The 25,326-nt window shown below is 41.0% G+C and carries 24 protein-coding genes and 1 pseudogene; 18 read left to right on the top strand and 7 right to left on the bottom strand.

From position 1 onward, the window contains the following. Nucleotides 1-178 precede the first annotated feature (178 nt). From ACFE90_RS17470 to ACFE90_RS17500, 7 genes are all read left to right on the top strand, one after another. Nucleotides 179-1,522 carry a hypothetical protein gene (locus ACFE90_RS17470; RefSeq protein ID WP_375502659.1) on the top strand — a complete coding sequence of 448 codons (1,344 nt, stop codon included), beginning with the start codon at nt 179-181 and terminating at the stop codon, nt 1,520-1,522. Between the two features lie 123 nt (nt 1,523-1,645). Further along, nucleotides 1,646-2,398, top strand: a complete 753-nt coding sequence (locus tag ACFE90_RS17475; protein WP_375502661.1) for a PspA/IM30 family protein — start codon at nt 1,646-1,648, stop codon at nt 2,396-2,398. Between the two features lie 361 nt (nt 2,399-2,759). Next, complete coding sequence (locus tag ACFE90_RS17480; RefSeq protein WP_375502663.1) at nt 2,760-3,536, top strand: PspA/IM30 family protein; 777 nt, start codon at nt 2,760-2,762, stop codon at nt 3,534-3,536. Between the two features lie 174 nt (nt 3,537-3,710). Next, nucleotides 3,711-4,046, top strand: coding sequence for a thioredoxin family protein (locus ACFE90_RS17485; RefSeq protein ID WP_375502665.1), 336 nt, complete (start codon nt 3,711-3,713; stop codon nt 4,044-4,046). A gap of 173 nt (nt 4,047-4,219) precedes the next feature. Then, nucleotides 4,220-5,443: an LL-diaminopimelate aminotransferase gene (locus ACFE90_RS17490; RefSeq protein WP_375502701.1), complete on the top strand. Its 1,224-nt coding sequence runs from the start codon at nt 4,220-4,222 to the stop codon at nt 5,441-5,443. A 411-nt stretch (nt 5,444-5,854) separates the two neighbouring features. Beyond that, nucleotides 5,855-6,727 carry an NF038130 family PEP-CTERM protein gene (locus tag ACFE90_RS17495; protein WP_375502667.1) on the top strand — a complete coding sequence of 291 codons (873 nt, stop codon included), beginning with the start codon at nt 5,855-5,857 and terminating at the stop codon, nt 6,725-6,727. A gap of 511 nt (nt 6,728-7,238) precedes the next feature. Continuing rightward, on the top strand, nt 7,239-7,661 hold the full coding sequence (locus ACFE90_RS17500) for a response regulator (RefSeq protein ID WP_375502669.1): 423 nt from the start codon (nt 7,239-7,241) through the stop codon (nt 7,659-7,661). Between the two features lie 26 nt (nt 7,662-7,687). Here ACFE90_RS17500 and ACFE90_RS17505 read toward each other — a convergent pair whose 3' ends face one another. Further along, nucleotides 7,688-7,867 carry a hypothetical protein gene (locus tag ACFE90_RS17505; protein WP_375502671.1) on the bottom strand — a complete coding sequence of 60 codons (180 nt, stop codon included), beginning with the start codon at nt 7,865-7,867 and terminating at the stop codon, nt 7,688-7,690. Nucleotides 7,868-8,554: 687 nt separating this feature from the next. Between ACFE90_RS17505 and uvrC the strand changes: the two genes are divergently transcribed. Continuing rightward, nucleotides 8,555-10,432 carry an excinuclease ABC subunit UvrC gene (gene uvrC / locus ACFE90_RS17510; protein WP_375502673.1) on the top strand — a complete coding sequence of 626 codons (1,878 nt, stop codon included), beginning with the start codon at nt 8,555-8,557 and terminating at the stop codon, nt 10,430-10,432. Between the two features lie 74 nt (nt 10,433-10,506). Here uvrC and ACFE90_RS17515 read toward each other — a convergent pair whose 3' ends face one another. Further along, on the bottom strand, nt 10,507-10,905 hold the full coding sequence (locus ACFE90_RS17515; protein ID WP_375502675.1) for a hypothetical protein: 399 nt from the start codon (nt 10,903-10,905) through the stop codon (nt 10,507-10,509). A 58-nt stretch (nt 10,906-10,963) separates the two neighbouring features. Further along, on the bottom strand, nt 10,964-11,101 hold the full coding sequence (locus tag ACFE90_RS17520) for a hypothetical protein (protein WP_375502677.1): 138 nt from the start codon (nt 11,099-11,101) through the stop codon (nt 10,964-10,966). A 779-nt stretch (nt 11,102-11,880) separates the two neighbouring features. Between ACFE90_RS17520 and ACFE90_RS17525 the strand changes: the two genes are divergently transcribed. From ACFE90_RS17525 to ACFE90_RS17545, 5 genes are all read left to right on the top strand, one after another. Further along, the gene (locus tag ACFE90_RS17525) at nt 11,881-12,498 is read left to right on the top strand and encodes a hypothetical protein (RefSeq protein WP_375502679.1); all 618 of its coding nucleotides are present in this window, start codon (nt 11,881-11,883) and stop codon (nt 12,496-12,498) included. A 20-nt stretch (nt 12,499-12,518) separates the two neighbouring features. After that, nucleotides 12,519-12,899: a hypothetical protein gene (locus ACFE90_RS17530; RefSeq protein WP_375502681.1), complete on the top strand. Its 381-nt coding sequence runs from the start codon at nt 12,519-12,521 to the stop codon at nt 12,897-12,899. A gap of 129 nt (nt 12,900-13,028) precedes the next feature. Next, the gene (locus tag ACFE90_RS17535) at nt 13,029-13,409 is read left to right on the top strand and encodes a hypothetical protein (RefSeq protein ID WP_375502683.1); all 381 of its coding nucleotides are present in this window, start codon (nt 13,029-13,031) and stop codon (nt 13,407-13,409) included. Nucleotides 13,410-13,469: 60 nt separating this feature from the next. Then, nucleotides 13,470-13,919: a hypothetical protein gene (locus tag ACFE90_RS17540; protein WP_375502685.1), complete on the top strand. Its 450-nt coding sequence runs from the start codon at nt 13,470-13,472 to the stop codon at nt 13,917-13,919. Between the two features lie 86 nt (nt 13,920-14,005). Further along, nucleotides 14,006-14,566, top strand: coding sequence for a sugar O-acetyltransferase (locus ACFE90_RS17545; RefSeq protein WP_375502687.1), 561 nt, complete (start codon nt 14,006-14,008; stop codon nt 14,564-14,566). 3 nt (nt 14,567-14,569) lie between these two features. Here the strand turns inward: ACFE90_RS17545 and ACFE90_RS17550 are convergent, their stop codons facing one another. Then, nucleotides 14,570-14,950 (bottom strand): calcium-binding protein, encoded by a 381-nt coding sequence (locus ACFE90_RS17550; protein ID WP_375502689.1) that lies wholly within the window; start codon nt 14,948-14,950, stop codon nt 14,570-14,572. A gap of 330 nt (nt 14,951-15,280) precedes the next feature. Further along, nucleotides 15,281-16,264 (bottom strand): DUF1517 domain-containing protein, encoded by a 984-nt coding sequence (locus tag ACFE90_RS17555; protein WP_229492400.1) that lies wholly within the window; start codon nt 16,262-16,264, stop codon nt 15,281-15,283. Between the two features lie 815 nt (nt 16,265-17,079). Between ACFE90_RS17555 and ACFE90_RS17560 the strand changes: the two genes are divergently transcribed. Further along, nucleotides 17,080-18,297: a glycosyltransferase family 4 protein gene (locus ACFE90_RS17560; RefSeq protein ID WP_375502691.1), complete on the top strand. Its 1,218-nt coding sequence runs from the start codon at nt 17,080-17,082 to the stop codon at nt 18,295-18,297. 478 nt (nt 18,298-18,775) lie between these two features. On the opposite strand, the gene thiS is transcribed toward ACFE90_RS17560, so the two are convergent. Then, nucleotides 18,776-18,988 (bottom strand): sulfur carrier protein ThiS, encoded by a 213-nt coding sequence (gene thiS / locus ACFE90_RS17565; protein WP_334983227.1) that lies wholly within the window; start codon nt 18,986-18,988, stop codon nt 18,776-18,778. Nucleotides 18,989-19,079: 91 nt separating this feature from the next. Then, nucleotides 19,080-20,135, bottom strand: coding sequence for a thiamine phosphate synthase (locus ACFE90_RS17570; protein ID WP_375502693.1), 1,056 nt, complete (start codon nt 20,133-20,135; stop codon nt 19,080-19,082). Between the two features lie 815 nt (nt 20,136-20,950). On the opposite strand from ACFE90_RS17570, the gene ACFE90_RS17575 reads away from it, so the two are divergent. The 4 genes and pseudogenes from ACFE90_RS17575 (at nt 20,951) to ACFE90_RS17590 (ending at nt 24,796) form a co-directional block, all read left to right on the top strand. Next, nucleotides 20,951-22,891, top strand: coding sequence for a DUF1565 domain-containing protein (locus ACFE90_RS17575; RefSeq protein WP_375502695.1), 1,941 nt, complete (start codon nt 20,951-20,953; stop codon nt 22,889-22,891). 346 nt (nt 22,892-23,237) lie between these two features. After that, nucleotides 23,238-23,417 (top strand): annotated as a pseudogene (locus ACFE90_RS17580) (DUF433 domain-containing protein); the annotation flags it as partial. Between the two features lie 66 nt (nt 23,418-23,483). Next, nucleotides 23,484-23,591, top strand: a complete 108-nt coding sequence (locus ACFE90_RS17585) for a DUF6887 family protein (RefSeq protein ID WP_375502697.1) — start codon at nt 23,484-23,486, stop codon at nt 23,589-23,591. Between the two features lie 728 nt (nt 23,592-24,319). Further along, on the top strand, nt 24,320-24,796 hold the full coding sequence (locus ACFE90_RS17590; protein WP_375502699.1) for a hypothetical protein: 477 nt from the start codon (nt 24,320-24,322) through the stop codon (nt 24,794-24,796). Nucleotides 24,797-25,326 lie beyond the last annotated feature (530 nt).

Genomic DNA, 25,326 nt, shown 5'->3' on the forward strand with positions numbered 1-25,326 from the left:
GGAATGGGGAATGGGGAGCAAGGGAGAAGAGTTTTCCCCTCAGCAAGAGCAGCACCCTACCCCTGTGCCTCTTTTCAATTCCCAATTCCCAATCTATCTATTTAGATAATTTTCGCTACTATTGTCACAAATATATCTAAAGTTAATTCCAGCAATCTACGTTTGAGGTACAGAGGCCATGACTCAAAACTCCCTGAATGATTCCGGTACTCAATCGTCTAAAACACCTGGGTTGAAACCAGCGCTAGCAGCAGCGCTAGCGAGTTTAGAGGTGCCGCTAGATCAAGAGTTAGCTCGATACCGACGCACGCGAACTGGTTTGATGGCATCAAAGCAGCCTCGTGTTGCAACTTACATGAGCAGTCAATCTCAGCCGTTAACTGCCATCCCTACAACATCGGGCACAACTCAGTCATCAGTTACGGTAATTAAACCTAACGTGTCACCTACATCTGTACCCGTGAATCTTCAGGGAACTTCAGCGCCAGCTACAGCAAAAATTGAGGTACCAACGACATCTTCTCTAGCTGTGAATCCTCAAAAGAACCCAGCGTCAGCTATGGCAAAAACTGAGGAACTAAATAATCTTAATGTGCCCTCCATCTCTGATTATGCTAAAACACAAACTCAACTTCCCCCGCCACCGCCCAACTTTAGTAGCAGCATCGTGCCAGCAATAATTAAAGATACTAAGAGCCAAAATCTCTTGCAGCCAGATGACACCCCTAAGCACCCAGATGACTATTTGGAATCTAGTGAAGCACTGCTGCGAAGTCTGACAGAAGAACAACTAGAAACCAAAAAACCAAACAATTCTAGCGATAGTCTGCTATCACCTATGGGTATCGGCTCGATGTTGCTGCTATTGTTAGCGAGTCTTACCTTGGGTTATGTAGTGTTCAATCCTAAAAGCTTGCCAGAATGGAATTTAGGCAAGTTGTTTAACGGAAACTCGTCTCCTGCACCAGAAAATACTCAGGAAGTTGGGAGTAATGTCCAACCTCAGATCCAACCACCAAGCACATCTATACCCAAGTATCCTAATCTAGCTGCCCAAGAGTTTCCTGAGGTGAGAGACCCTAATGATGTAGTTGGCTTAAAACCCAAAGTCCAACCAACCCTCGCAGTAGTGCCTAATCCAGTGGTTCCCCAAAAGCCCGCAAATCCTCAATCGGCATTGCCTGACCCCAACACAGCCCTAAAACCGACAAATCCGATCGCCTTAGCACCAGTACCGACAGTACAGCCCTTGCCTCCCCTGAATTTGCCTCCCACTTCGACGGCAAAAACCTCACCAAAGCCTGATGCAGAAATCAAACCAGCAACAGATGGGTTCTATCATGTAGTAATAGATAATAAAGATGCAGCTTTAGCATCAGCACGGCAAGTAATTCCCGATGCTTATTTATCACCCAACAAAGAATTGGTTTATTTGGGTGCTTTTAAGACTAAAAAGCAAGTAGAACAACATCTGAAATTGTTACAGGCAAAGGGAATCAAAGCACGAGTTCAGCAGCCATAAGTTGCAAAAATTTACGATACCATGAGATAACAGTCCTGAGTTATGAGCGCTGAGTCAATGAGTGCTGTTAGCGGTAGCTAACAGCACTCATTACTGGCTGGGTTTCGTGAATGGAGAGCCGACATGGCATTAATCAAGCGTATCCTGCGGGTGATTCGAGCTAATCTCAATAGTTTGATTGGTGGTGCAGAAGATCCAGAAAAGATTCTGGAGCAAACTGTCCTAGAAATGCAGGAAAATCTGGTGCGGTTGCGGCAGGGTGTAGCACAAGCGATCGCTACCCAAAAACGCACCGAACGGCAGGCCGCCGCCGCCCAGTCTCAAACAGAAGAATGGTATCGCCGCGCCCAATTGGCCCTGCAACAAGGCAGCGAACCTCTAGCACGGGAAGCTTTAACTAAGCGCCAAGCCTATAAAGAATCCGCCACAGCCCTCTTTTCCCAGATAGAGCAGCAAAACGAGATAGTCGCTAGGCTAAAAAAGGATATGCGATCGCTAGAGTTAAAAATTTCCGAGGCGAAAACAAAAAAAGATATGTATATTGCTCGCGCCCGTTCTGCCGAAGCGTCTTATCGCCTCCAGGAAATGCTCGGCGGAGTTTCTGCCACCAGCAGTCTGAATGCCTTTGAGCGCATGGAAGAAAAAGTTTTACAGATAGAAGCTAAATCAGAAGCAATAGCTCAACTCAGTAGCGACGACTTGGAAACACAATTTACTTCCTTGGAATCTACTAATAATGTAGATGCCGAATTGGCAGCGATGAAGGTGCAGGTCTTAAATGGGGCAGAAAACACACAGCACAGCAATTTCCTCGCCCAGGAGAGCCAGAAGACACACCTCCCCCAACAGCAGTTACCCAAAACTCAGGACTCTTGAAAAACAGGCAAGGGAGCAGGGAGCAGGGGGAAATGACCCCATCAAGAACTGTCGTGGAATGAGGGTGAGAACATGGGTCTGAATTTCCCACTCAAGCAAGTGTGGTTATCGTAAAGAGCGGGAAGCTAACGCAACAGGTGTGGGCGAATCCCAACTCTTTTCTATCTCCCCTGCCCCCTGCCCCCTGCCTCTTGGTTGAAGTTCGGCTAATTACCCCTCTTTGGAGATATCTTAACAATTAAGAGTTGTTAGAACATACTGATTCAAACCGGAAAGATTACATTGAAATAGGTAGCTATTAAAAAATAAAAAAGCTCACTGTCCAACAAAAAGCGTAAACCAAACAAGGAAAAACAAAGTTATGGGATTATTTGATCGCATTAAGCGAGTAGTTAGTTCTAACCTCAACGACCTGGTTAACAAAGCCGAAGACCCCGAAAAAATGCTAGAACAAGCCATCCTGGAAATGCAGGAAGACTTGGTGCAGCTGCGTCAGGGAGTAGCCCAGGCGATCGCCTCCCAAAAACGTAGTGAGAAACAGTATAATGATGCCCAAAATGAAATCAATAAGTGGCAACGCAATGCCCAACTGGCGCTGCAAAAAGGTGATGAAAACCTAGCACGACAAGCTCTAGAGCGCAAAAAGACTTATACGGACACCAGCGCCGCCCTCAAAGCTAGTTTAGATACCCAAAGCACTCAAGTTGAAACCCTCAAGCGCAACTTAATCCAGCTGGAAAGCAAGATTTCTGAAGCTAAAACCAAGAAAGAAATGCTTAAAGCTCGGATCACCACTGCCAAAGCCCAAGAGCAACTTCAAGGCATGGTGCGTGGGATGAATACCAGCAGTGCAATGGCTGCCTTCGAGCGCATGGAAGAAAAAGTCTTGATGCAAGAATCCCGGGCCCAGGCACTAGGAGAGTTAGCAGGTGCAGATTTAGAAACCCAATTTGCCCAGTTGGAAGGTGGTAGCGATGTTGATGATGAATTGGCAGCTTTAAAAGCGCAAATGTTACCACCCGCTACTCCAGTAACTCAAGCGCAACTGCCACCGCAACATGAAACTACTGCTCCAAAGTCTAATGAAGTGGTTGATGCCGAGTTAGATTCTCTACGCAAGCAATTGGATCAATTGTAAAATTGGCAGAAAACTTGTTTGAGCTAGTCCCACGCCTGTTGGTTGTGGGATTTTACATCATTAGTCAATAGTTAACAGTCAAAATAACTATGAATTATTGACTATAAACTATTGACTACTTTGGGATAAAGTATTGTGTGTGCCAACTTTGATCGCCACCTGATGGAGACTGCAATGAGTAAGGCTGTAATCACCATAACTGATGCTGAGTTTGAAACAGAAGTATTAAAAGCCGAACAGCCTGTATTAGTTTACTTTTGGGCTTCCTGGTGTGGGCCTTGTCAATTGATGTCCCCCCTGATTAACTCAGCTGCTACCAAATATAGCGATCGCCTCAAAGTCGTTAAAATGGAAATTGACCCCAACCCACTCACTGTTAAGCAGTACCAAGTGGAAGGTGTACCAGCCCTCAGACTATTTCAAGACCAGGAAGTTTTGATATCTACTGAGGGAGTCATCGGCAAAGATAAATTACTCGAACTTTTAGATACTCACTTAAATAATAATTAGTCATTGGTCATTGGTCATTGGTCATTGGTCACTTGTACTGAGCGTTGTCGTAAAGCCTGCGGCATAGCTATGCTTAGGGCGCAGCCTCTCCAAGAGTTTATTAGTCATTTGACAAAGGACAAAGGACAAAGGACAAAGGATAAATGACAAATGACAAAGGACAAGTGACTAACATGCAATTTGCAAAGCGTTTACAACCCCTGCAATCTAATGTATTTGCCGATATGGACAAAGCCAAGGCGATCGCTTTGGCCGCTGGGCAACAAATAATTGATTTGTCGCTGGGGTCTTCTGATTTACCCGCCCAGGCACATGTCATTGAGGCGATCACCCAATCTCTCCATGATCGCAGTACCCACGGCTATCTGTTGTTTAACGGAACTCTTGGGTTTCGTGAAGCCGCAGCCAACTGGTACGAACAAAAATTTGGTCTCAAAGTCGATCCTCAAACTGAGGTATTACCTCTAATTGGTTCTCAAGAAGGTACTGCCCATTTACCCCTAGCAATACTCAATCCAGGAGATTTTGCCCTATTGCTCGATCCAGGTTATCCCTCCCATGCGGGGGGAGTCTACCTAGCCAGTGGTCAAATTTACCCGATGCCACTACGGGCAGAAAACGCTTTTTTACCAGTGTTTGCTGATATTCCTGCACCAGTCTTGGCTCAGTCGCGGATGATGGTACTAAGTTATCCTCACAATCCCACAGCTGCGATCGCTCCTTTATCTTTCTTCCAAGAAGCTGTCGCCTTCTGTCAGCAACACAATCTCGTGCTGGTTCACGATTTCCCCTACGTAGATTTAATATTTCAGGAAACTGGAGAGTCGGCAGATTCTTCTGGCAATTCAAAATCCAAAATCCAAAATCCAAAATCCCTAGCCCCTTCAATTCTGCAAGCTGATCCAGAGAAAAGCGTCTCTATTGAATTTTTCACCCTTTCCAAGTCCTACAATATGGGCGGCTTCCGCATTGGCTACGCCATCGGTAATGCTCAGTTAATTAACGCCTTACGCCAGGTAAAAGCCGCCGTTGATTTTAATCAGTATCGGGGGATTTTGAATGGTGCGATCGCAGCTCTAACTGGCCCTCAACTTGGGGTAAAATCTGCTGTTGCTACCTTCCAGCAGCGCCGTGATGCTTTCATCACTGCTTTACACCGCATTGGCTGGAATGTTCCTATTCCCCAGGCCACAATGTACATCTGGGCAAAACTGCCCTCACATTGGAGTCAAAACTCTATCGAATTTTGTACCCAGCTAGTCAAGCAAACTGGTGTAGCAGCTTCCCCAGGTGCTGGCTTTGGCAAATCTGGAGAAGGATATGTCCGCTTTGCCTTGGTGCATGAGCCACTTTTGTTAGAAACTGCTGTGGAAAGAATTGCCCAGTTCCTTTATTGAATTTCTTCTCAAGCTCAACACCAAAGATTTTTTGCAGCAAAGTCTATGGATAGAACACGCCTAGAGGTAGTGGCGCACATTTTTGCGTCCCTACGAATAACAGTACTATACTGAATTTAAAATCATTATATTGTTGGTTTTAAATTATTAAAATTATTGGATTGCGTAATTATACGTAATATAATATCAAAATATTCGTCATTTTTTTATTGATAACAGCAGAAACTTTACCCAATCAGGTCTCCCCGTTTTTTAAACTTGGTTTGTACGCTCAGATACCAAAAATTCCTAACAATGCAGGTCGCGCTTTTAAGGAGTCGTATTGCCAAAAAGCCTGTAGTCAAGACAGCCCAAGCTTAGAAACGGCAGTAGTTTAAAACTTAACTTCCAAACTGACAGAGACTTGAAAAAATGAAAATAACTTTTCAGAAACTTTTAATTGGTGCCTCAATAGCTATTGGTGTGAGCGCTCTTGCCACTGTACCAGCACAGGCTGGAACCCTCACCGGTGCTACTATTGGTGGAACAGCAGCCAGTGATTATTTAGTCTATGATTCCAATGCTACAAATACCTTCACAGTAGCAAATACTAGTGAAAATGTACAAAAAGTTATAAGTGGTAACGCCGCAAGTCCCACTGGAAATGTGGAGCTAGCTGCTAGTAGTGAACAAGCTGGTTTTGATTTTACCAAAAACACCACCTTGACAGGTACAATCGGTGGGAAAACCCTGACTCTAAGCAGCCTCACTTCTGATGACTGGTTTGGAGTCGGCCAAACAACTACGACGTATGGGTTAAATAACTTAGCTAACATCTGGTTTAACCAGGCTCTAAGTTCTAATAGTACTTTACTCGCTACGTTCAACTCTAGTAAAGAGACTTTGTTTAACAGCTTTCTTATAAATGGCGGATTCCAACGCTTTAGTGACCCTAATATTTCCTATGTCAATCAAGATGACACTAGTGGTTTAATTAGTATTGGTTTAGCAGGTCACTTAAATGCCGCACCCCTTTTAGGACTGTCGTCTAGCGTATTTAAATTACAAGCAAGCGAAATCGTCAAATACACTTATGACGGCAAAACTGACTACCTATATAGCTTTAAAGCTACCGAATCTGGTTTACTTGAACTAAGCGATGGAATATCCCATAGTGGTAATTATGAAGTCACTATCAAAGGTGTACCTCCTGCAGCAGTCCCAGAACCATCCGTAATGCTTGGTCTGTTGGGTGTTGCTGGTGTGTTTGCTACCCAACGCAAGTTTAAAAAAGCATCTATTTAAGATTGCGGGTTCAAAACTACAAATAAGTAAGGGAGCTAACACCTCCCTTTTTTTTTGAATACTTCCTTTCAGTTATAAGATTATTTAAGCTTCTAGGTTATACTGTTTATAAAAATATTTGCATACAAATTAATCGGTTATAAGGGTTTACATCTATATGCCTCTACTAATGGATTTGTAATAGATATTTCGTTGAATGGTATGACTTACCATACCGTTAGTTATATTATTGCTTAAGTGGTTTTACCAATAAAATTTAGGCTATTCAATTTTTAAAATTAGCTGTTTATTTAAAATATGATTCAAAAAAAATGTAATAAAAGCTTATTTTTTTGATTGAATTCTACTATTTTTTAAGTATTAAAGTGTAGCTAAATTTTAATTTATTCATATCTTTGGTTAGATTACATAAGTCAAACTTCTATTGGTTTTACAGTTTAAATACACTAGGCTTCTCGTTTACGGTAATAATAGTTGGCTTTTACTTAATATAATCAGATAATAGGTAGCAATGACAGCACAATTATTTAATATAGATCAGCCATTGCGGTCACAGAAAGTTAGACGAGTTTTGCTAGTTGAAGACCATTATCTCAATAGGTTGTTACTGAGTGACTATCTAATTTACTGCGGGTACGATGTCGAAAGCTTATCAGAAGGCTCTACTTTTTTCTCGACGATAGAAAAATTTCAGCCAGATTTAATGTTATTAGACTTGAAATTGCCAGATATTGACGGTTATTCGCTCTTAAAACAAGTCCAGCAAAAACCTGATTTGTCAAAAATACCTATCATTGTAGTTTCAGCCTTTGCTTTTAAAGCCGATCAAGAACTAGCTCTGAGTTTGGGCGCACGCCGCTATTTTGTCAAACCTATAAAACTCAAGGATCTTATAATTACGATTGAAGAAGAGTTGAGTTGCTGCCACAAATAAACTTTTCTACTGGGCGTGGCATGCCTTTATTCAGCTTTTTGGTCTGCGATGAACTCTTCAACTTGCTCACTAATATGTTGCACAGAACTGCCAATTTTGGAAATTTTATGTTGTAATTGCGCTAACAACAAAACTGCTGTTTGCAGATCATTGAGCGTTTCAGCCATCGCTTCCCGGTATTGGCCTTCAAACTCTTGCAGATTCATAGTTCAACTATTGCCTGAAATTATTGTAATGGCTATATTTCTAATGATATTCGTAAATTTAACTTCCTAAATCCGTTAAATCGCTTAATATTATCAGTTCAAATAAAACCTAAAAATCTTGTTTAAGAATAAATTTTGTCTAATGTTGTCTAATATTTATATAAGCAATAGTCAAAAATTTAATTACTTTTAATAATAAAAATATAAATTTAGCAATATGAAGAAAAAAATAATTTTTATAAAAAATAATTTTGCAATAACAAATAACTGTTGATTTTAAAATGCTAATTATAAATTCAAAAAGCCAAGTTTTTATTCTGACAACTCTAAAAAGACGCAAAATTGGATTGGGTTTTGCCCCGCTACACTAACGTACCACTGCACTAATGCGTGTCTACAGGGTTTTGATGACAAACCAACTAATCAAATTTAACGACATGAACCACTATCAGTAGTGTTGTCTACCTTTAACAAGGGGATTTTGCCCCAAGTTTTGTTAATTGAGATGGTGCGCCCGCTATCGTCGGAAACTAAGCCACCCTGAAAGAAGCCGCAGAAGTGCCTACATACTTCTCTATGTGCAGACTAAAAGCCTAACTACTTTACATTTACTTGATAAATACTTTCTTAAATCGGCACGAAAAAATAATTTTTCTTAAAATAGAGATAGATTACCTAATTTTGTTTGTGACAATATCTACTCAAATATTACCACTGGTTAAAGAGCCAGAACGACTGGAAAATCGTCTAGCCGAAATTCCACCGGAACCGGGGGTTTATTTCATGCGGGACAGTAGCGATCGCATTATATATATAGGTAAATCACGTAAGTTGCGATCGCGTGTCCGTTCCTATTTCCGGGATGGCTACAACAAGAGTGAACGCATCGCTACGATGGTGAAGTTGGTGGCAGAAATTGAATTCATCGTCACTGATACCGAAGCCGAAGCGTTAGCCCTAGAAGCAAATTTGATCAAGCAGCACCAGCCATACTTTAACGTACTGCTCAAAGATGATAAAAAATATCCCTATCTCTGCATCACTTGGTCAGAAGATTATCCGCGAATTTTTATTACCCGTAAACGTCAATTCGGCAAAGAAAAGGATAAATTTTACGGGCCTTATACTGATGCTGGTCTTTTACGAGAAATTGTCCGCCTGTGTAAGCGCATCTTTCCACAGCGACAACGACCTCAACCACTTTTCAAAGACCGTCCTTGTTTAAATTATGATTTAGGGCGTTGTCCGGGTGTGTGTCAACAGATGATTTCACCAGAAGAATATCGCAAAATTGTGCAAAAAATAGCGATGGTCTTCCAAGGGCGAACTCAGGAACTGATTGATATTTTGACTCAACAGATGAACGCAGCAGCTGAAAACTTGAATTTTGAGTCAGCAGCGCGGATTCGTGACCAAATTTCTGGGTTAAAGTCCCTGACAGCCAATCAAAAAGTTTCCTTACCAGATGATACAGTTTCGCGGGATGCGATCGCACTGGCAGCCAACGAAGAATACGCCTGCATTCAACTATTCCAGATTCGCGCTGGACAATTGGTGGGCCGCTTGGCCTTTGTGGCGGATGCTCACGCAGAACCGGGAGCTATTTTACAACGAGCTTTAGAGGAACATTATCAAACTGCTGACTCAGTAGAAATACCTTTAGAAATTTTGGTACAGCATGATTTACCAGATAGCGAGATATTAGCGGATGTCTTAACTCAACGTAAAGGTAAAAAAGTCACAATCTTGACTCCTTTGCGGCAAACTAAGGCAGAATTAATTGAGATGGTAGAGCGAAATGCCCAGTATGAATTGCAAAGAATGCAAAAATTAGGCGATCGCAACGACCAGGCAATGCAAGATTTAGCAGCCATTCTTGATTTACCAGATGTACCCCACCGCATCGAAGGTTATGACATTTCCCATATTCAAGGATCAAATGCAGTAGCTTCGCAAGTTGTGTTTATCGACGGTTTACCCGCAAAACAGCATTATCGCCACTACAAAATTAAAAATCCCACGGTGACGGCGGGACATTCAGATGATTTTGCTAGTCTTGCTGAAGTTATTGGGCGACGGTTCCGTAAGTATGGCGACGATCCACAGTTGGCACGTTTGGGTAATCCAGATTGGCCTGATTTAATCATGATAGATGGTGGTAAAGGTCAATTATCATCAGTTGTCGCCGTTTTGCAAGAGATGAATTTATTAGAAGACTTGCGAGTTGTGAGTCTGGCGAAGCAGCGAGAAGAGATTTTTTTACCAGGAGAATCTAAACCCTTAACAACTGATTCAGAACAATCAGGGGTGCAGTTGTTGCGGCGGTTGCGGGATGAAGCGCACCGATTTGCAGTGACTTTTCATCGTCAGCAACGCAGTGATAAATTGAAGCGATCGCGTTTAGATGAAATTCCTGGCTTAGGACATCATCGACAAAAGCAGCTACTAGGGCATTTTCGCTCAGTTGATTATATTCGGCAAGCTGCACCCACACAACTTGCTGAGGTTCCAGGAATCGGCCCGCGTTTGGCTCAAGAAATTTACGATTATTTTCATCCTTCTTGATATGGCTGAAAAGCATCTGACATAAGTAGTTTAAATTTTCAATTAGTGAAGTTTTGAATTCCAAGGCAGCAGTATTACTCGGCATCTATGCTGTAATATCGATTCTCAAAGGTTGTCGAATTCTTCTGTGCTTCCTTAAAAAGCCAAAACATCAGGTAGATGCCAAAATATTGCTGTTTTTCTTTTTCGTCATAAGTCACAAATTTTTCAGCCTGTTGATATCGTTCTAACGCTTGCCGAAAGTTCTTTTTTGTAACTTTCTCTCCTAATGCTTGAGATAGCAATTGCCATAACGCAGACCCTACATCCTTCTTTATATAATCGAGGCAGTAGCCGTGATCGTTGGCAAACTGTTCGTATGTCTGATTTTCAGAAGATGCTTTTAACAAATCACTTTGTAAATCAGTCAAGTGTCTGCCAGATGATTTCGATACCACTTTATCCGCAATAGTTAATAACTCTTGAATGTTCATAGGTTAAACTAATCTGATAAATTTTATGCAGATGATTAATTATCATAAATTAAAGGGTTTAAGAACCCTTCTCCCAAAGGAAGCCACTGCGTTGTGGGGGTTTTAACCGCAGTTCCTTCTCCTGTCGGAAACGCTGTGCGAACAAGTCGGGCATTACCCGCCCAACGGACTGCCTCCCTGTTGTAACAAGTGGCATGAGAGGCTGCGACAAGGCGCACGGGAATTTTGAATTGTTAATAGTTGATATAGCAATCTGATTTGATTTATCAACTTACTCGTGAAGACAGGGAACACGAGAGAAGAGAGCTAAAGGAGTAGGACGTTTTTTCAAAAGCCAAATAGGAGTCATATAAAATTTATTAACTTGAGATGAGTTGAAATATTGTTTATCTAAGTATTTATAATGATACAAGGTATTAACTAGTTTAGGAACCAGTTTATTTTATCTTTAAAAAGATCGCTTCTATTGACTAAGTTTTCAAAAAGCTCAAATAAGCTTCATTTTATCTTTAAATTTTTATTATCATTGCTTTAAAAATTTGGCTTTTTCTCTTGTTCTTTAAAGCTCATCCTATATTCGCTCTATGAATATTAATCTTTGCCAATTTCCCACTTAATCCCACAAAACCCCCCTCGCGTCTTTTTTGGATTGTTGAGAATATTAATTCGTGATGGATAACGAACAGCAAAAGTTCAGAAACCTCAATACTTTCAAGAGTAAATCAAGTGGCGGATACTACAGATAGCAATGATGCTCGTTATTGTTTTAATGAGATAAAGCACCCAATTAGTAAATCAAGTAGGTCATCGTAAAAGTTTGTCGTTGGGATAAGGCAGAAGGTAGGAGGTAGGAGGCAGGAAGAAAGACAGTTTTACCTTAATTTATCTTTCTTAACAGAGTTTGGTTTTATTCTGCCAAGTTACTTAATCTATGACTCTTAACATCCTTCTTTTGCAATATCTAAAAAACTTCAAATGTTTAAAAAAGCTCTACGACTATTTACTAACCATTCCTTACTATGTCTACTTGGAGTAGTTAGCATAAATCTCGAAGCCCAAGCACAATCTGTTACTAACTCTGTTAATTCTCAATCTCAGCCTAATCAAGAGCAGACTCTTGATAATCAACAACGGAACTCTGCTGCAATTAATCAAACAGGAGTTTACAACCTTGGTGAATCGGCTACTTATAAGATTCAAGGAGTAGCTGGAATAAATGTTGTGTGTCCGCGACCATCTTTAATATTAGGGACTGCTTTGAGTTCCTATGACGGGATTAGTTTCTCTAACAACGCCTCTTATGCTGTGAATGCTGCTATAGTTTTCCCTTTGGGTGGAAGCTTAGAGAGTACTTGCAAACAAATGGCTGAAACTATTTCTCGTAAGACTCAATATGATGTAGAGATTATCAATGCTCGTGCCTGTGCTGAATTAATCAGCGCTGGTATCCAACTAAGCCCCGACAGCTTTCCTACTATTTCTGCTGTCTGTAAAGGGGTTGCTATAAACAGAACTAATACAAATGAACCTAACAAACTTCCCAGGTTCCAGTCTCAAGAATTACCTAAAAATGAGACTGAAAAAGACAACTAATTTACAACAAGGATAAACTCATGAAAAAAGTTCTTGGTTTGGCTCTTCTTGCTACCTTCTTAGCTACTCCTGCTTTTGCTGGTGAAACATTTGTGCGTGACGAAAATTCATGGAGTGACAGTATAACAAAGACCGATTTAAGACTTGATTCTAAGACTTTTTCCCAACGTAACGAAAAATATGATTCTTGGGCTGAAAAGGATTACGTCGATGGTAATATTAATATCAGCACACCTGCTGGTGGTACAGATATTTCCTTTGATAAATTTACCAATAATACAGCAGGTAGTGAGCTATATGGTAAATATAGTGAAACTAATTGGACTAATCTTGGTGGTACTATTAATACTAGAACTAACTCATATACTAATGCTCATGAAACCAGCGCAGGTGTTCGTTAATTCTTAATAGTGCTTAATGCAATTTTAAAATATTCTAGGGTGATTAATACACCCTAGCACTTCTTTTAGTTACTTTGACAAGATTAGTTTTTTTGACAAAGCTAACTAATTTATAATGAGGACAAAGTAATGAAGAAAGTTCTCGGTTTAGCTATTCTTGCTACTTTGTTTGCTAGCCCTGCTAAAGCAGGTGAGACTTTTGTTTTGAACCAGTGGACAATTCAGCAAAGCAGAACAGAGACTAATTTGAACATCGATAATGTAACCAATTCAACTCGCACCCAAGATTACAACTCTTCGTATAATAATATTTACATTGATGGTAAGGTTGAAACCGAATACAACAATGGTAAAGTCAGAAAAGTTTTTAAAGATTTTACTGTTCAGAATACTGGTGCTGAATTAAATGGTAGTTTTTATGAAGAGACGACAGCTAGAGTATGGGGTACGATCAATACTATTATGAATTCATATACCAGTACCCACGAAAGTAGTGCAGGGATTCGTTAGTTATTACCCTACTTGATATTATTGCAGAAAGTTGTAGGGTGGTTATACCACCCTTTTTTTATGAAATATTCAATATTCTTAGCTGTTGTTTTATTGGCATGGATTGCGTTTATCTATTCCCATAGAGTTTTTTATATTACTCAGATACCTACCTTCTTTCTAAACTCTATATTTAAAGTATTTAATCAAAATACTAATGAGACTATACAGATTAAACAGATAAGTTTATTATCTGAAATCAGGGAAAATTTATATAACTCTATATCTACAGGCATGTCGTATGATGAAGTTCGTTCCATTCTAGGCTGGGATGGTATCTTGATTTATGAAAACAATATTGATTCCCCTGATGGACAAATACGTGAAAAGATTTACCAGTGGAACAATCAAGATGTTTATTTGACTGATTACGAATCTCAAAGAAGAGATATCAATCCATACTGGAGTGTTACACTTAGATTTCAAAACAATATCCTCATCAATAAAGCATCCTTTAATCTACAAAATTAGAGGGGCGATCGCCAATCCCAACCGTATAAACACTTAGCGAGCGCTGATTGTATAGTAACCCAACTTGATAGTTATAAATTGGTGTCATGGAAAAAACCGAAAAACAGAAAATGCTCGCAGGCGAATTATATCTGGCGGATGATCCAGAATTGGCTGCCGAAAATAAGCGAGCTAGTCGTCTGTTGCGAAGTTACAATTCTACAACTGAGGAACAGCAAGAGCAACGGCAGCAAATTTTGCAAGAATTATTTGGAAAAATCGCTGACAAAATATCAATTGTGCCACCCTTTCACTGTGACTATGGCAGTAATATTTTCGCTGGTGACGGATTGTATATGAACTATGGCTGTGTAATTTTAGACTGCAATACAGTTCATATTGGTGAAAATGTCTTATGCGCTCCTTATGTGCAAATTTATACTGCTTATCACCCAACAGAGCCAGAAATTCGTCTTTCTGGAAGAGAATTAGCTGCCCCAATTAACATTGGTAATAATGTCTGGATTGGTGGCAGTGCAATTATTTGTCCAGGTGTAACTATTGGTGATAACACAACCATTGGTGCTGGCAGTGTAGTTGTCAAAGATATACCTGAGAATGTTGTCGCTGCTGGCAATCCCTGCCGCGTCATTCGATATTTATCCTAGAATTTAAAATTTATATCCTCTAGCAATCCAATAGAGCCAATCTGCGATCGCTTCTTGAGTCTCGCTGTCAGCATCAATGGCTGCTATTTCAGATAACTTTGCAGAATATACATCATCATCCTTACCATTAATGTAAGCCACTTCTACAAGCATATCTTTCAAGCACTCATCATCTGGGGCCATTCCCAGCACTTCCACTTGTTTCTCCTCAGTAGAACCTGATTTGCGTGCCTTCTTAGTCCATTTAGCTATAAAGGGAAAATTCAGAGCCTCTTCGAGGTAATAGTACCAACCCATGGCCCGGTCTTCTTTATCTTCAGCATCTACAATGATCTCTGTTTTAATGCGATGCTCTCGGTTTTCGTCGGCTTCAACACTAGGCATAAGATAACACTTTACGTATAATGCATTTTGATAATACTACCAAAGTCTTAGCTAAGAATAATTTTTCTAAAATTAAGTATATAAGACTTAGGTATCAGAGATACCCCAACACCCTTAAGAAGGCAGCTTTTAGGATTCTCCCCTTTCTAAAAGGGATTAGGGGATCTAGGTTTCAGTTTTCAGTGCGTAATTCCTTCTATATCTAAATTATACAAAAACCGCTTGTCATTGACAAACGGTTTTCTAATTATTGCCCTCAAAGGGTAACTTATTTGTTGCACCAAGATGCTAAGTTCTTTTTTCGCACTAAAGCGCGAAATTTTTTAGAAATTAAACAAGTCTTAAATCAGGATAATTTGCCAGTACATCATCAGATGTCAGGGTATCATTTTCAGCTTGCGGAGTCCAAAGAACTTCAATTGCCAGAAGTTTCTCACTGGGGATACTACCAATTTGCCGCAAAGCTTGACGCAAATCATCAGCACTGTTAATCGCTGTGGGGATTTCAAACTTACCTAGTGTCGCCGCCAGCAAGGTGACGATAATATATTCACCAGGGCCTTCGGTAAATAGGCGGGTGGGGTTGTCGAGTTCACCAGCCGGAGGTAAAGCATCTTTGGCAAGGGCTGCTCTTAACTGGTTGTTGACGTTAGAAATAGTTTCTTCGCTAAACTTGCTGCGTTCTGCCAGTGACAGCCGATTGAACTGACTTTCAGCTGAATTTAAACTGGCTTGTTGAGTGCCACCACCTGCATATACAAAGTATTCGGGATGGCGGAGTAAAGCTAGGCTGGCTTCTTGTAGAACTTCTGCTCTCCCCTGTGGTGTGTTAGTATCAGCAGTTTCAGCAATGTGGTTGAGTTCATTTTGCAATTCACGGGCTTGAGCTAACAAACCTACTTGCAAACGAGTCACAGAAACAGGAGAGTTACTGGTGTAATCTGCTTCTGGAGTTTCACCGCCAGAGACGCGGCGGAAAGTTTGCAATATAAAATTAGCGATCGCAAAGAAAATTAAGATGCTAAATAGACCACCAAATCCTCCCCCAATACCCCAAAAAGGAAGTAGGAAGGGAAAGCCAAAACCACCACCAAAACCACCACCAGGATAGTATCCGCCTCCGCCAGGAGGTGCATAAGTGCGCGGTGTATAGGTGCGACTGGAAGGTACTCTAAAGGAGCCACCACCGATTCGACCCCCACTGCGGGCCGCTAATGCTCCATCGGCGTGGCTAAGAGCCAAAGTTAGCACCAGTCCTAGCGCTAACAAGCTTTTTAACAGTGGTTTGATGGTTTGTTGTAGTTTTTTACGCATAATACAATCGCTTGGAAAACTGAATTATTTATGATTTCTCCCCATGCTGGTAGGAGTGTTTCAATCTGTCGCTAACGCCAGCCCGTAAAAGCTTGCTTTGTAGCATTCACGTAGCATTCACGAGTAAAGGCTACATATTCAATCTACCGCGTCTTCTGTTGGGTAGGCAGCGAGCGTAGGGGGGATTTCTCGACTGGGGAACCGTACCTTAAGATATGTTCACAATTACAGAAAGTATTGTTGCTAGGTTTTGGACTAGCACTTTTAGGCTACAGTCTGAAATTATACAGATACTTTTAATTTTTAATGATTATATTGACTAATTTTTTAATACTGCACCCTACTTATTTGATTGCAAGGTGGGAGGATATTTTCTGTCATAAGTAGTATTTATTACATATAATAACCTTGAATTTACTTCTATGCATTAAGCGAGAAAGTGTCCATGATGCTTATCATTAAATATAGCCAGACGAAAGATAACTCTCAAATACTTCTCCAAGTTTTTAGTATTGAACGTAGCTAAACTTCGTAATTTTCGCAACATTTGTTTACTGATCAACTTGGCTACATACAAGTGTTAGCTTTGATTTATTGTTCATCATGCACAGAAATTCTCAAGTAGTGAGAAATTTGGAGCAAAAATAAAATCAACACAATAAAAAAACAATCTTCCTGGCTAATTTTGTAAAATCGGCTTCAAATTTGTCTACCACATTCGTTTTAAAAGAAATAAAATAAGAATTAAGGCTTTGAAAATAATCCTAATTGTAAATAAATTAAAAATTATTTGAAGTAAAGTTATCAGCTTTATTATGGAACATATTTCTCAACTAACAGCCGAAATCAGAGACAAAGCTGCATACCCAGATATCCTAGTCATATCCCGGATTTTTCTGCCGAAAGAAGCTGTGATTGGGGAATATATCTATAATCGCTGTCTGCAAGATCCAGAACGAGTAATTGTGCTGGCGGCTAGTTGCTCAGGAGACAAAGTATTTGATCAAGGTCAACAGTTTCCCGTATATCGCTGGTTTTATCCTAGATACTGGCGTACTGGCTTTGTGGGAAGTATCCTGAAGCCTTTGCTGAATATCGTCTGCTCCTTTGTCTTAGCAATCAGACTTTATTTTCGCTATCACTACCGTTATATAGAGTGGGGCCACGGCTATGATTTCCCTTCGCTGTTGCTATTGAGTTATTTCTTACCGATTCGCTTTTTTATCTATCTGCACGGCAATGATCTTCATTGTACTTTACACAATCCCGTGCTGCGATCGCTATTTAAATTAACACTCAAACGCGCCGAAGGCATTGTTTGTAACAGTTCTTATACAAGAGACTACCTTAGAACTGCTTTCCGATTAGATACTCCTACCCATGTAATTAACCCAGTAATCAGACCAGAAAAATTTGGTAATAATGTAGCGAGTCCCAGTAGCCTGGATGATTTACGTGTTCATGTGCGTCAGGCGTACAATATTCCCGAATCAGCAATAGTTATTCTCTCCATCGGCAGGCTAGTAAAACATAAAGGCTTCGACCGAGTAATTGATAACATTCCACTATTGCTAACTTTTGGGGTCGATGTCCACTATATAATCTGCGGTCAAGGGTCAAGTGAATCGGAACTGAAATCTTTGGCGTATCGTTTGCGGGTAGATAAGCGCGTCCACTTTGCCGGATATGTGTCTGAGCGAGAATTAACAGGTTATTATGCTGCTTGCGATATATTTGCCATGTTAACTTTATTGGATACTAAAGCTAACAATATGGAAGGTTTTGGTATGGTTTATTTAGAAGCAAGTTACTTCGGTAAACCTGTAATTGCTCCTCGGTTAGGCGGTGTTCTAGACACAGTTCAGAATGAAGAGAATGGAATACTGGTTAATCCTAATTCTGGTTATGAAGTGTTTCAAGCTTTCAATCGGTTGTGTAAAGATCAGCAACTACGTGAGCAGCTTGGCCGCAAAGGTAAAGAATTAGCCAAGCGTAGAACCCTTCATCGATCGCTTTACAAATCAGAGGGATGAAACGCGGTTTTGTAAGATGAATTCACCTTGAGCGAACGCCAAAAGCTAATGTCACTGAAGTACATAGAGGGGGGAGGAGGCGAGCTTTGCTCACCTCCTCCCACAGCCCTGGGGAGAATGGGAAACGCTGCGCGAACAAGTGGTGAAACCGCAAGGGTGCAGTGGCTCCCTAACCTACGCCAATTTTAGAATTCAGGCCCTGATGGCGCGGTGGCAAGAGCGACAATTCCAATCAATAGCTTTGAAAATGAGCAAAATTGCAGTGTAAAATCTCGCTTGTGATTCCATTAAATATGCAATGAAAAATATCTTGTTTCGTATTTGGCAATCCCTTCGGCACTACGCAAAGCGCCAAATGCAATCACTTGTCTTTACAATTATTGGATGTCCTTGATATGGATAAAGCAGAGGACGCACCCGCCCACATCGAAATTACACGACGTAGCCTCAAGGATTTGGGCTTGCTGGCTCAAATTAACTAACCACCACCAACAATAGTTACCACTTCTAAGCGATCGCCTGGTTGCACTTTTGTTTCCGGCCAAAACTGGCGGTGTAAAATTTCGCCATTATACTCTACAGCCACCAAGCGGGGATTAAAACCCAACTGTTGGAGCAAGTCGGGTAAAGAAGTTTGAAACGAACAGCTATGGGTTTCCCCATTTACCTGAATGGTAATCTCATTAGACATAAATGTGGGGAGTGGGGAGTAGGCAATGGGGTATTAGGTATTGGTTACTTACTTTGGACAAATGACGAATGACAAATGACAAATGACTCTTTTAAAATTCTGGTTTAATGCGATTGAGTTGGGAGAGCAAATATTGTGTTACTAGGGTAGGTTGTTCGGCTTGCATGAGCGATCGCACCACTGCTACACGTTCGGCTCCGGCATCGATCACATCATTGATATTATTGGCATCTATTCCTCCAATGGCAAACCAGGGAATTGAGCAATTTTTGGCAGCATAGGTGACATATTCTAAACCTGTTGCTACCTTACCTAGTTTCGTAGGAGTTTCATAAACTGGCCCCACGCCAATGTAATCTACACCTTCAGCAATTGCTGCTTGCATTTCTTCTTTATTTGTGGTAGAAAGACCTATCAGACGCTGGGAACCGAGTAATTGCCGAGCAACAGCAATGGGCATATCTTGTTGTCCCAGATGCACCCCATCTGCATCGACAGCTAAAGCTACATCCACGCGATCATTAACAATGAACAAAGCACCGTAGATATGGCATAACTGCCGGAGTTTTCTGGCTTGTTCCAGACGCAAAGAATCATCGGCGGTTTTGTCACGATATTGTAAAAGCGTTAATCCACCTTTTAGTGCAGCTTCGACGTTGTTCAACAAAGCTTCATGTGGGGAAGTAACAAGATACAAACGTGATCGCCACAATAATTGATGGCGCTGATGACCCATTAAACTACTTTCTAGAGTATAAACCTGATAGCGCATCTGCTTACAAGCTTTAGCCATAGTTGGGCGATAAAGCTTGCCATATTCTTCCAATACCCGTAATGCTTCTTCTATCCGGCAAAAATTAGCTTGCAACACCGATTTGATACTAGCTCGTTGTTCTTCTTGAGGATGGGTTAACTCAGTCCCAGGATCGCCTGGTGTATCTCGCGCCGCCCGCAATTCTGGGGTATGCCACTTAGCTACCTCTTGTCGTAGCCGCTTGCATTCAAGAGCCAACTGGGCATTGTTCAAGCCAAAGCGACACCATTCCTCAATAATCCGCAAGCCCTCACGAGCGCGATCTAAATTGGCATCTAAAATGCGGTAAACAACTTGTTGTATTTGCTCTTTTTGGCTGTATGGCTCGACCATTACAACAACCCCGTTAGTGCTTTCATCAAAGTGTGAATTATCATATATCCTAGTAACCATAGTTAATTAATTTGCTTTTTTTTACTCAATTTTGGCAGAATATACGCAAAATAACGTAGTAATGAGGGTTACGGGAAATTATCCCATGTTCCTATAGGCAGTGATAAGGGTATGAGGCTACAGTTTCGCACTAAGGTTAGTCAAGTATTTTAAGGTAAACGACAAGCTTACAAAGGACTAGTACCGCAAGGCGGAAGTCAAAAGGAGCCAGTGGCGTTGGGCGGCTGTGCCGACTTGTACCCCTACGGGGAAGCAAGCTACGCTCTTAGCGTTCCCGCTCTTTAGCAACTGGCGTTTGAAAGTCAAAAGTCAAAAGTATTATGGAATCGGCTTTTTAGGGATTTTAAATGGTTGCTCTATTTATTACGCCGTGGCGTACTAGCCAGAGCCTATACACTGGAAAATCCACAATAGGCAAATTAAATTTGAGACTGCATGGATACTATTTATAGAGCATTTATAAAGTAAATTTTAACTTTGAAATAGAGCGTTTTATCGTCCAAGATATTATCCGAGCCGATTATTGAAACTCATTGTATATATCGCCTCACTGATAATTAACAAATTTTACAGTGAAGGTATTTTGGCGATCGCATAGTGTGTCCTTTAGGACAAGGTATTGGTGAACAGACACAATATCATTTATTACCCTGTCTTAAAAATCGCCACTCGGTCGATATGTGAGTAATATTATCGACATAATACTCTTAGAGAGTATAAGAGTATATGGTTACTTCCGAGGAGTTGTGTTAAATATGATTCACCATCGTATGTTTCCTAAGTACCATAGGGTAGATATTATGCTTGCAAAGCTGAAGGTTCTGAAATCAGCAAGGCTTTTATTTTTTAGTTTATCAGTATTATCTTTTACCGTAGACATGGGAGCGGCAAGTACGGCGTTCCTGGGTAGTCCGTTAATGGAGTTCGCCGTTGGCAAAGCCTCTCGTAGAGAAGGCATTGCTCAGATGCCATCGACACCAAATTCAGCGCCTCTGGTTGAGAAAACAAATTTTCAGGTTAACGTGCTGTTTGTCAACCCAAATGATGGAGATGACAAAGCAGGCAATGGCAGCGAATCCGCTCCTGTGAAAACGATTACTCAAGCGTTGCGATTAGCTAACGCCAATACTGTAATTATGCTCTCCACGGGCACTTATAGCGCCGAGACAGGAGAAGAATTTCCTTTAATATTGAAACCGGGTACCTCAATTCAAGGCAACCCTAGCAATCAAGGTAAAGATATTGTAATTCAGGGAGGTGGTGATTACCTAAGCCGGAGCTTTGCCGGTCAAAATGTCGCAATTGTTGGAGCAAACCAAACTTTGCTTACCGGGGTGACGGTGACGAACCCAAACCGCCGTGGTTACGGTTTATGGGTTGAATCAAGTAATCCGGTAATCGCAGAAAATACATTTACTGGCAGTACCCAAGATGGTATTTCTGTCTGTGGTAATGCTGCACCTACTATTAGTAAGAATTCTTTTGATCGCAATGGAGCTAATGGCATCACAATTGCTGGTAACTCCAGTCCCCAAGTGAAGGAAAATGTCTTTCACGAAACGGGTTTTGGCATCAATATTGCCCAAAATGCCGCACCTGTAGTCATAGGGAATCAAATTCAAAATAATAGATCGGGAATTGTGGTGCAAGCAAACGCCCGCCCGATTTTACGGAATAATATTATTCAAGACAATAAAGAAGATGGTTTAGTTGCGATCGCTCAAGCAATGCCAGATTTAGGTAGTGCATCCGAACCTGGGGGTAATCAATTTCAAAATAATGCCCGCTACGACATTAACGCCAGCGCTGCTAAACAGGTGATTTCTGCTGCTGGTAACAACCTTGTGAGCGATCGCATCACTGGCAAGGTAGATATGAACGGTACAACAGCACTTGCAACACAAAATTCTCAACCCACCCCTGTCCCCAACAATGTATTACGAGAAATACCACCAACCGGGGAAATCACCTTCTCGGCTCCCGAAATCTCTGAAAGTACTAATAGGCAAACCAGCAACAGCATTTCAGCGAATAGTCGTGTTCCTACAAAATTAAACAGTCAACTGCTGCCATTGTTGCCAGCCAATGTGCCGCTTTCTACGCCTATATCCAATCAACAGCAACCCACCTCTAAAGTTGCCGGTTTTCCTACTCCTAGCAGCTTGTCAGCTAAACAAAGACCAAACACTCAAGTTGCAACTCCCAATCCAGCACAGCCACCTGATACACCACAGTTGAATTATGTGCGGATTGAGCCTAAGACAATTGAGTTTACTGCTCCTGAGTACCCATCCAATTCAGTTGCACAGCCACCAGTTCCAAGTATGACGGATCAAACACAGCAGCCATTACCAATACAAGAAACTTCTGCCTCACCTGCTTTTGCACTTTTACCACTTCCCAATCGCAATATCCCTATTGCTAATAGTCGCAATATACGAACAAGTTCTGCAAGTATTCCCTATGGTAGTAACTCTGCGACACAGTTAGGTGTACGTTATCGCATAGTAGTTCCACTCTTCACTGATAAAGATCAAGATTTAGTGCGATTCCTTGCTCCTGGTGCATTTCCCACTGTTTGGCAAGGTCAAAGAGTTATGCAAGCAGGAGTATTTAGCAGTGAATATAACGCTAAAGAAATGCTCAAAACACTCTATAACAACGGTTTAAGAGCCATTATGGAGCCGTTGAATTAATTGGGCATTGGGCATAGGGCAAAAGGGGTGGAGGGGAAAGACTTACATCCCCTCCAGTCTTTTTCCTCAATTTTGAATTTTGATGTAAGGGAACTCCAAAAAATAAATTATCCAATTTCTGGACTTCACTACGACTTTCCCTCCTTCTATAGCGATGGTATCTTTTTTTATTTGGAAGTCCCTAAAGGCGATCGCTCTTTAACGGGTAAAGTAAACTGAAGACAGAAATACCACAAATCCAAGAATTGCCCCCATGAGCGTTCAAATCGAATTTCAGGTTACCGCTCCACCGTTTCGTTGGGATGAAGCTGGAGGTATTCGCATCGGTTAAAGCCGCGTTACTCTCGATAGCTTGTTAGCAACATACCATAACGGCTCTACACCTGAAGAAATTGCTGTTCAGTATCCCGTTCTCTGTTTAGGGGAGATATACGCAGCGATCGCATATTATCTCACCCATCGCCAAGAAATGGACAAGCCGAATCGTGATTTTGATAGGCGAAACCATCCAGGTAGAAATTCTTAGTAATGGGGAGAACATTATCCGAGGACAGACTATTTAACTCTTAATGAGCAATAATTAAGACAATATGTGATATCAAACCCCCAGGATGAGGAGGCATTTCAGCATTACCTCAGCATCATGAGAGCGAAACCGGGGATAGTGGTCAGCACTCCAGAACAATTAGAGGCTGAGTAAAAACGGCGTATTAATCAAGCTAGTTAACGATAGAACCCGTTACTGACATTCCAGTAACGGGGTTTTTTCAATTTAGCAGCTTGACTCAATGTGAATTTTAGGACTTGCCTTTATTCAGCAATGCCGATATTCCCGTGATCGCACACCCTTATATCTGCGCTGATTTGGCGACTTACGTCTGGATACAGCAGGCTGAGTTTTTTCCGTTTTACTAACTTTCGGTGATTGGCGAGCGGCTAATACCAATTCTCTAAAATAAGGCAACAGATGTAAGCAGGAATTACCTTGCTGCATCTAAATTTTTCAATTGCGAATTGCGTTAGCGAGTCTTGCCTACGGCACGCTGCGCGAACGAGCGTCATTGCGAATTGCGAATTGGTATAAGATATCCAGGGCAGACAAATGACGAAACTTGACGGAACAAGGGGTAGCGTTACTGTCAGTATGCCTGATTTTTTTTGTTTTACTAACATTCGGTTATTTGTTGGTATGTGTCTTTAAATATTTACTCAATCTCATCCTGATCATTCAAATTCTTTGACCACCAAGTATAGAAATGATTTCAATTTATCCTTTTACCATTTCCTTAACAAAAGAAAATTAAGACGTATATAAAATTCAGCTTACAATTCTTGATGTATTATGGTTAGGTTTGCATGGGATAATTTTAGCTGCCAGCACAAGTTATTCACTTAGCTGTGTAGTTCAAACTGTTACAAAGATTTAAAATGAAAACGGTGAAATCTTTAGCGACATTAACCCTTTGTCTTCTATCAGCATTTAGCACTTTAGTTGTTCTGGATACCCAAAGGGCAAAAGCAGGAAAAACATGCTCAAATAGAACTCTATATGGAACATATGTAAATCAAAGTGAAGGGTATATAAATTACACCCAACCGTATGCAATAACTAGTATAATTACTTATAATGGTGATGGGACAAGCGGGGGTACTGTTCTGGCTAATAGTGTTGCAGGAAATGTGACAACCAACGTTACCACTCGTGGTAAGTACAAGGTGAATAGTGATTGTAGCGTTACTATATCCGTTACTAGAGACAATGGGACGACTGCTAATTTTAGTGGTGTTATCTTTGATGACGGTAATAAATTTAATGTTACTCAAACTGACGCGGGTACTATTGTTAATCTCAAGGGTGAAAGGATTAGAAATTATACTCATCCTACTAATCGACCTAACCAATAGGTGAAGTTTTCAAATTATTACTGCGACACAAAAGGACATTAGCAATATCACCTTGTGTCGTAACGTCGTTTTACCGCAACTTTGCTATCCGTCTGCATCGCGGATGAGATTGTCCTAAAGCTTGACTAAGCGGGTGCAAGCCACAGGTTTGTTATCGCAAAAGTTAGTATGAAGTCTATTTTTTGACATTACCAACAATGGGTCATAAGTTGGTATTTGAGTTCTGACTGGATTATTTAGTAAATATGTACTAAAAAAGTGTCTGCTTGCGCGATTGCCTTTGTCGTAAGTTGAGTTAAGGAAACCCATCATCTAATACTCCGACACGATTTCAAAGTACCTCAACATGACTTGGAAGTACTCCAACACGATTTCAAAGTACCTCAACATGACTTGGAAGTACTCCAACACGATTTTAAAGTACCTCAACATGACTTGGAAGTACTCCAACACGATTTTAAAGTACCTCAACATGACTTGGAAGTACTCCAACACGATTCTAAAGTACCTCAACATGACTTGGAAGTACT

The organism is uncultured Nostoc sp. (assembly GCF_964245445.1).
Taxonomy (GTDB): domain Bacteria; phylum Cyanobacteriota; class Cyanobacteriia; order Cyanobacteriales; family Nostocaceae; genus Nostoc.

Bases quoted from the DNA above. Each gene is read 5' to 3' on its own strand.
- ACFE90_RS17480 (WP_375502663.1), top strand. From the start codon at position 2,760: ATGGGATTATTTGATCGCATTAAGCGAGTAGTTAGTTCTAACCTCAAC.
- ACFE90_RS17495 (WP_375502667.1), top strand. From the start codon at position 5,855: ATGAAAATAACTTTTCAGAAACTTTTAATTGGTGCCTCAATAGCTATT.
- ACFE90_RS17590 (WP_375502699.1), top strand. From the start codon at position 24,320: ATGAAAACGGTGAAATCTTTAGCGACATTAACCCTTTGTCTTCTATCA.
- ACFE90_RS17520 (WP_375502677.1), bottom strand. From the start codon at position 11,101: ATGCCACTTGTTACAACAGGGAGGCAGTCCGTTGGGCGGGTAATGCCC.
- ACFE90_RS17560 (WP_375502691.1), top strand. From the start codon at position 17,080: ATGGAACATATTTCTCAACTAACAGCCGAAATCAGAGACAAAGCTGCA.
- ACFE90_RS17550 (WP_375502689.1), bottom strand. From the start codon at position 14,950: ATGCCTAGTGTTGAAGCCGACGAAAACCGAGAGCATCGCATTAAAACA.
- ACFE90_RS17485 (WP_375502665.1), top strand. From the start codon at position 3,711: ATGAGTAAGGCTGTAATCACCATAACTGATGCTGAGTTTGAAACAGAA.
- ACFE90_RS17535 (WP_375502683.1), top strand. From the start codon at position 13,029: ATGAAGAAAGTTCTCGGTTTAGCTATTCTTGCTACTTTGTTTGCTAGC.
- ACFE90_RS17490 (WP_375502701.1), top strand. From the start codon at position 4,220: ATGCAATTTGCAAAGCGTTTACAACCCCTGCAATCTAATGTATTTGCC.
- ACFE90_RS17500 (WP_375502669.1), top strand. From the start codon at position 7,239: ATGACAGCACAATTATTTAATATAGATCAGCCATTGCGGTCACAGAAA.
- ACFE90_RS17540 (WP_375502685.1), top strand. From the start codon at position 13,470: ATGAAATATTCAATATTCTTAGCTGTTGTTTTATTGGCATGGATTGCG.
- ACFE90_RS17570 (WP_375502693.1), bottom strand. From the start codon at position 20,135: ATGGTCGAGCCATACAGCCAAAAAGAGCAAATACAACAAGTTGTTTAC.
- ACFE90_RS17475 (WP_375502661.1), top strand. From the start codon at position 1,646: ATGGCATTAATCAAGCGTATCCTGCGGGTGATTCGAGCTAATCTCAAT.
- ACFE90_RS17505 (WP_375502671.1), bottom strand. From the start codon at position 7,867: ATGAATCTGCAAGAGTTTGAAGGCCAATACCGGGAAGCGATGGCTGAA.
- ACFE90_RS17525 (WP_375502679.1), top strand. From the start codon at position 11,881: ATGTTTAAAAAAGCTCTACGACTATTTACTAACCATTCCTTACTATGT.
- ACFE90_RS17530 (WP_375502681.1), top strand. From the start codon at position 12,519: ATGAAAAAAGTTCTTGGTTTGGCTCTTCTTGCTACCTTCTTAGCTACT.
- ACFE90_RS17545 (WP_375502687.1), top strand. From the start codon at position 14,006: ATGGAAAAAACCGAAAAACAGAAAATGCTCGCAGGCGAATTATATCTG.
- thiS (WP_334983227.1), bottom strand. From the start codon at position 18,988: ATGTCTAATGAGATTACCATTCAGGTAAATGGGGAAACCCATAGCTGT.
- ACFE90_RS17470 (WP_375502659.1), top strand. From the start codon at position 179: ATGACTCAAAACTCCCTGAATGATTCCGGTACTCAATCGTCTAAAACA.
- ACFE90_RS17555 (WP_229492400.1), bottom strand. From the start codon at position 16,264: ATGCGTAAAAAACTACAACAAACCATCAAACCACTGTTAAAAAGCTTG.
- ACFE90_RS17575 (WP_375502695.1), top strand. From the start codon at position 20,951: ATGATTCACCATCGTATGTTTCCTAAGTACCATAGGGTAGATATTATG.
- ACFE90_RS17515 (WP_375502675.1), bottom strand. From the start codon at position 10,905: ATGAACATTCAAGAGTTATTAACTATTGCGGATAAAGTGGTATCGAAA.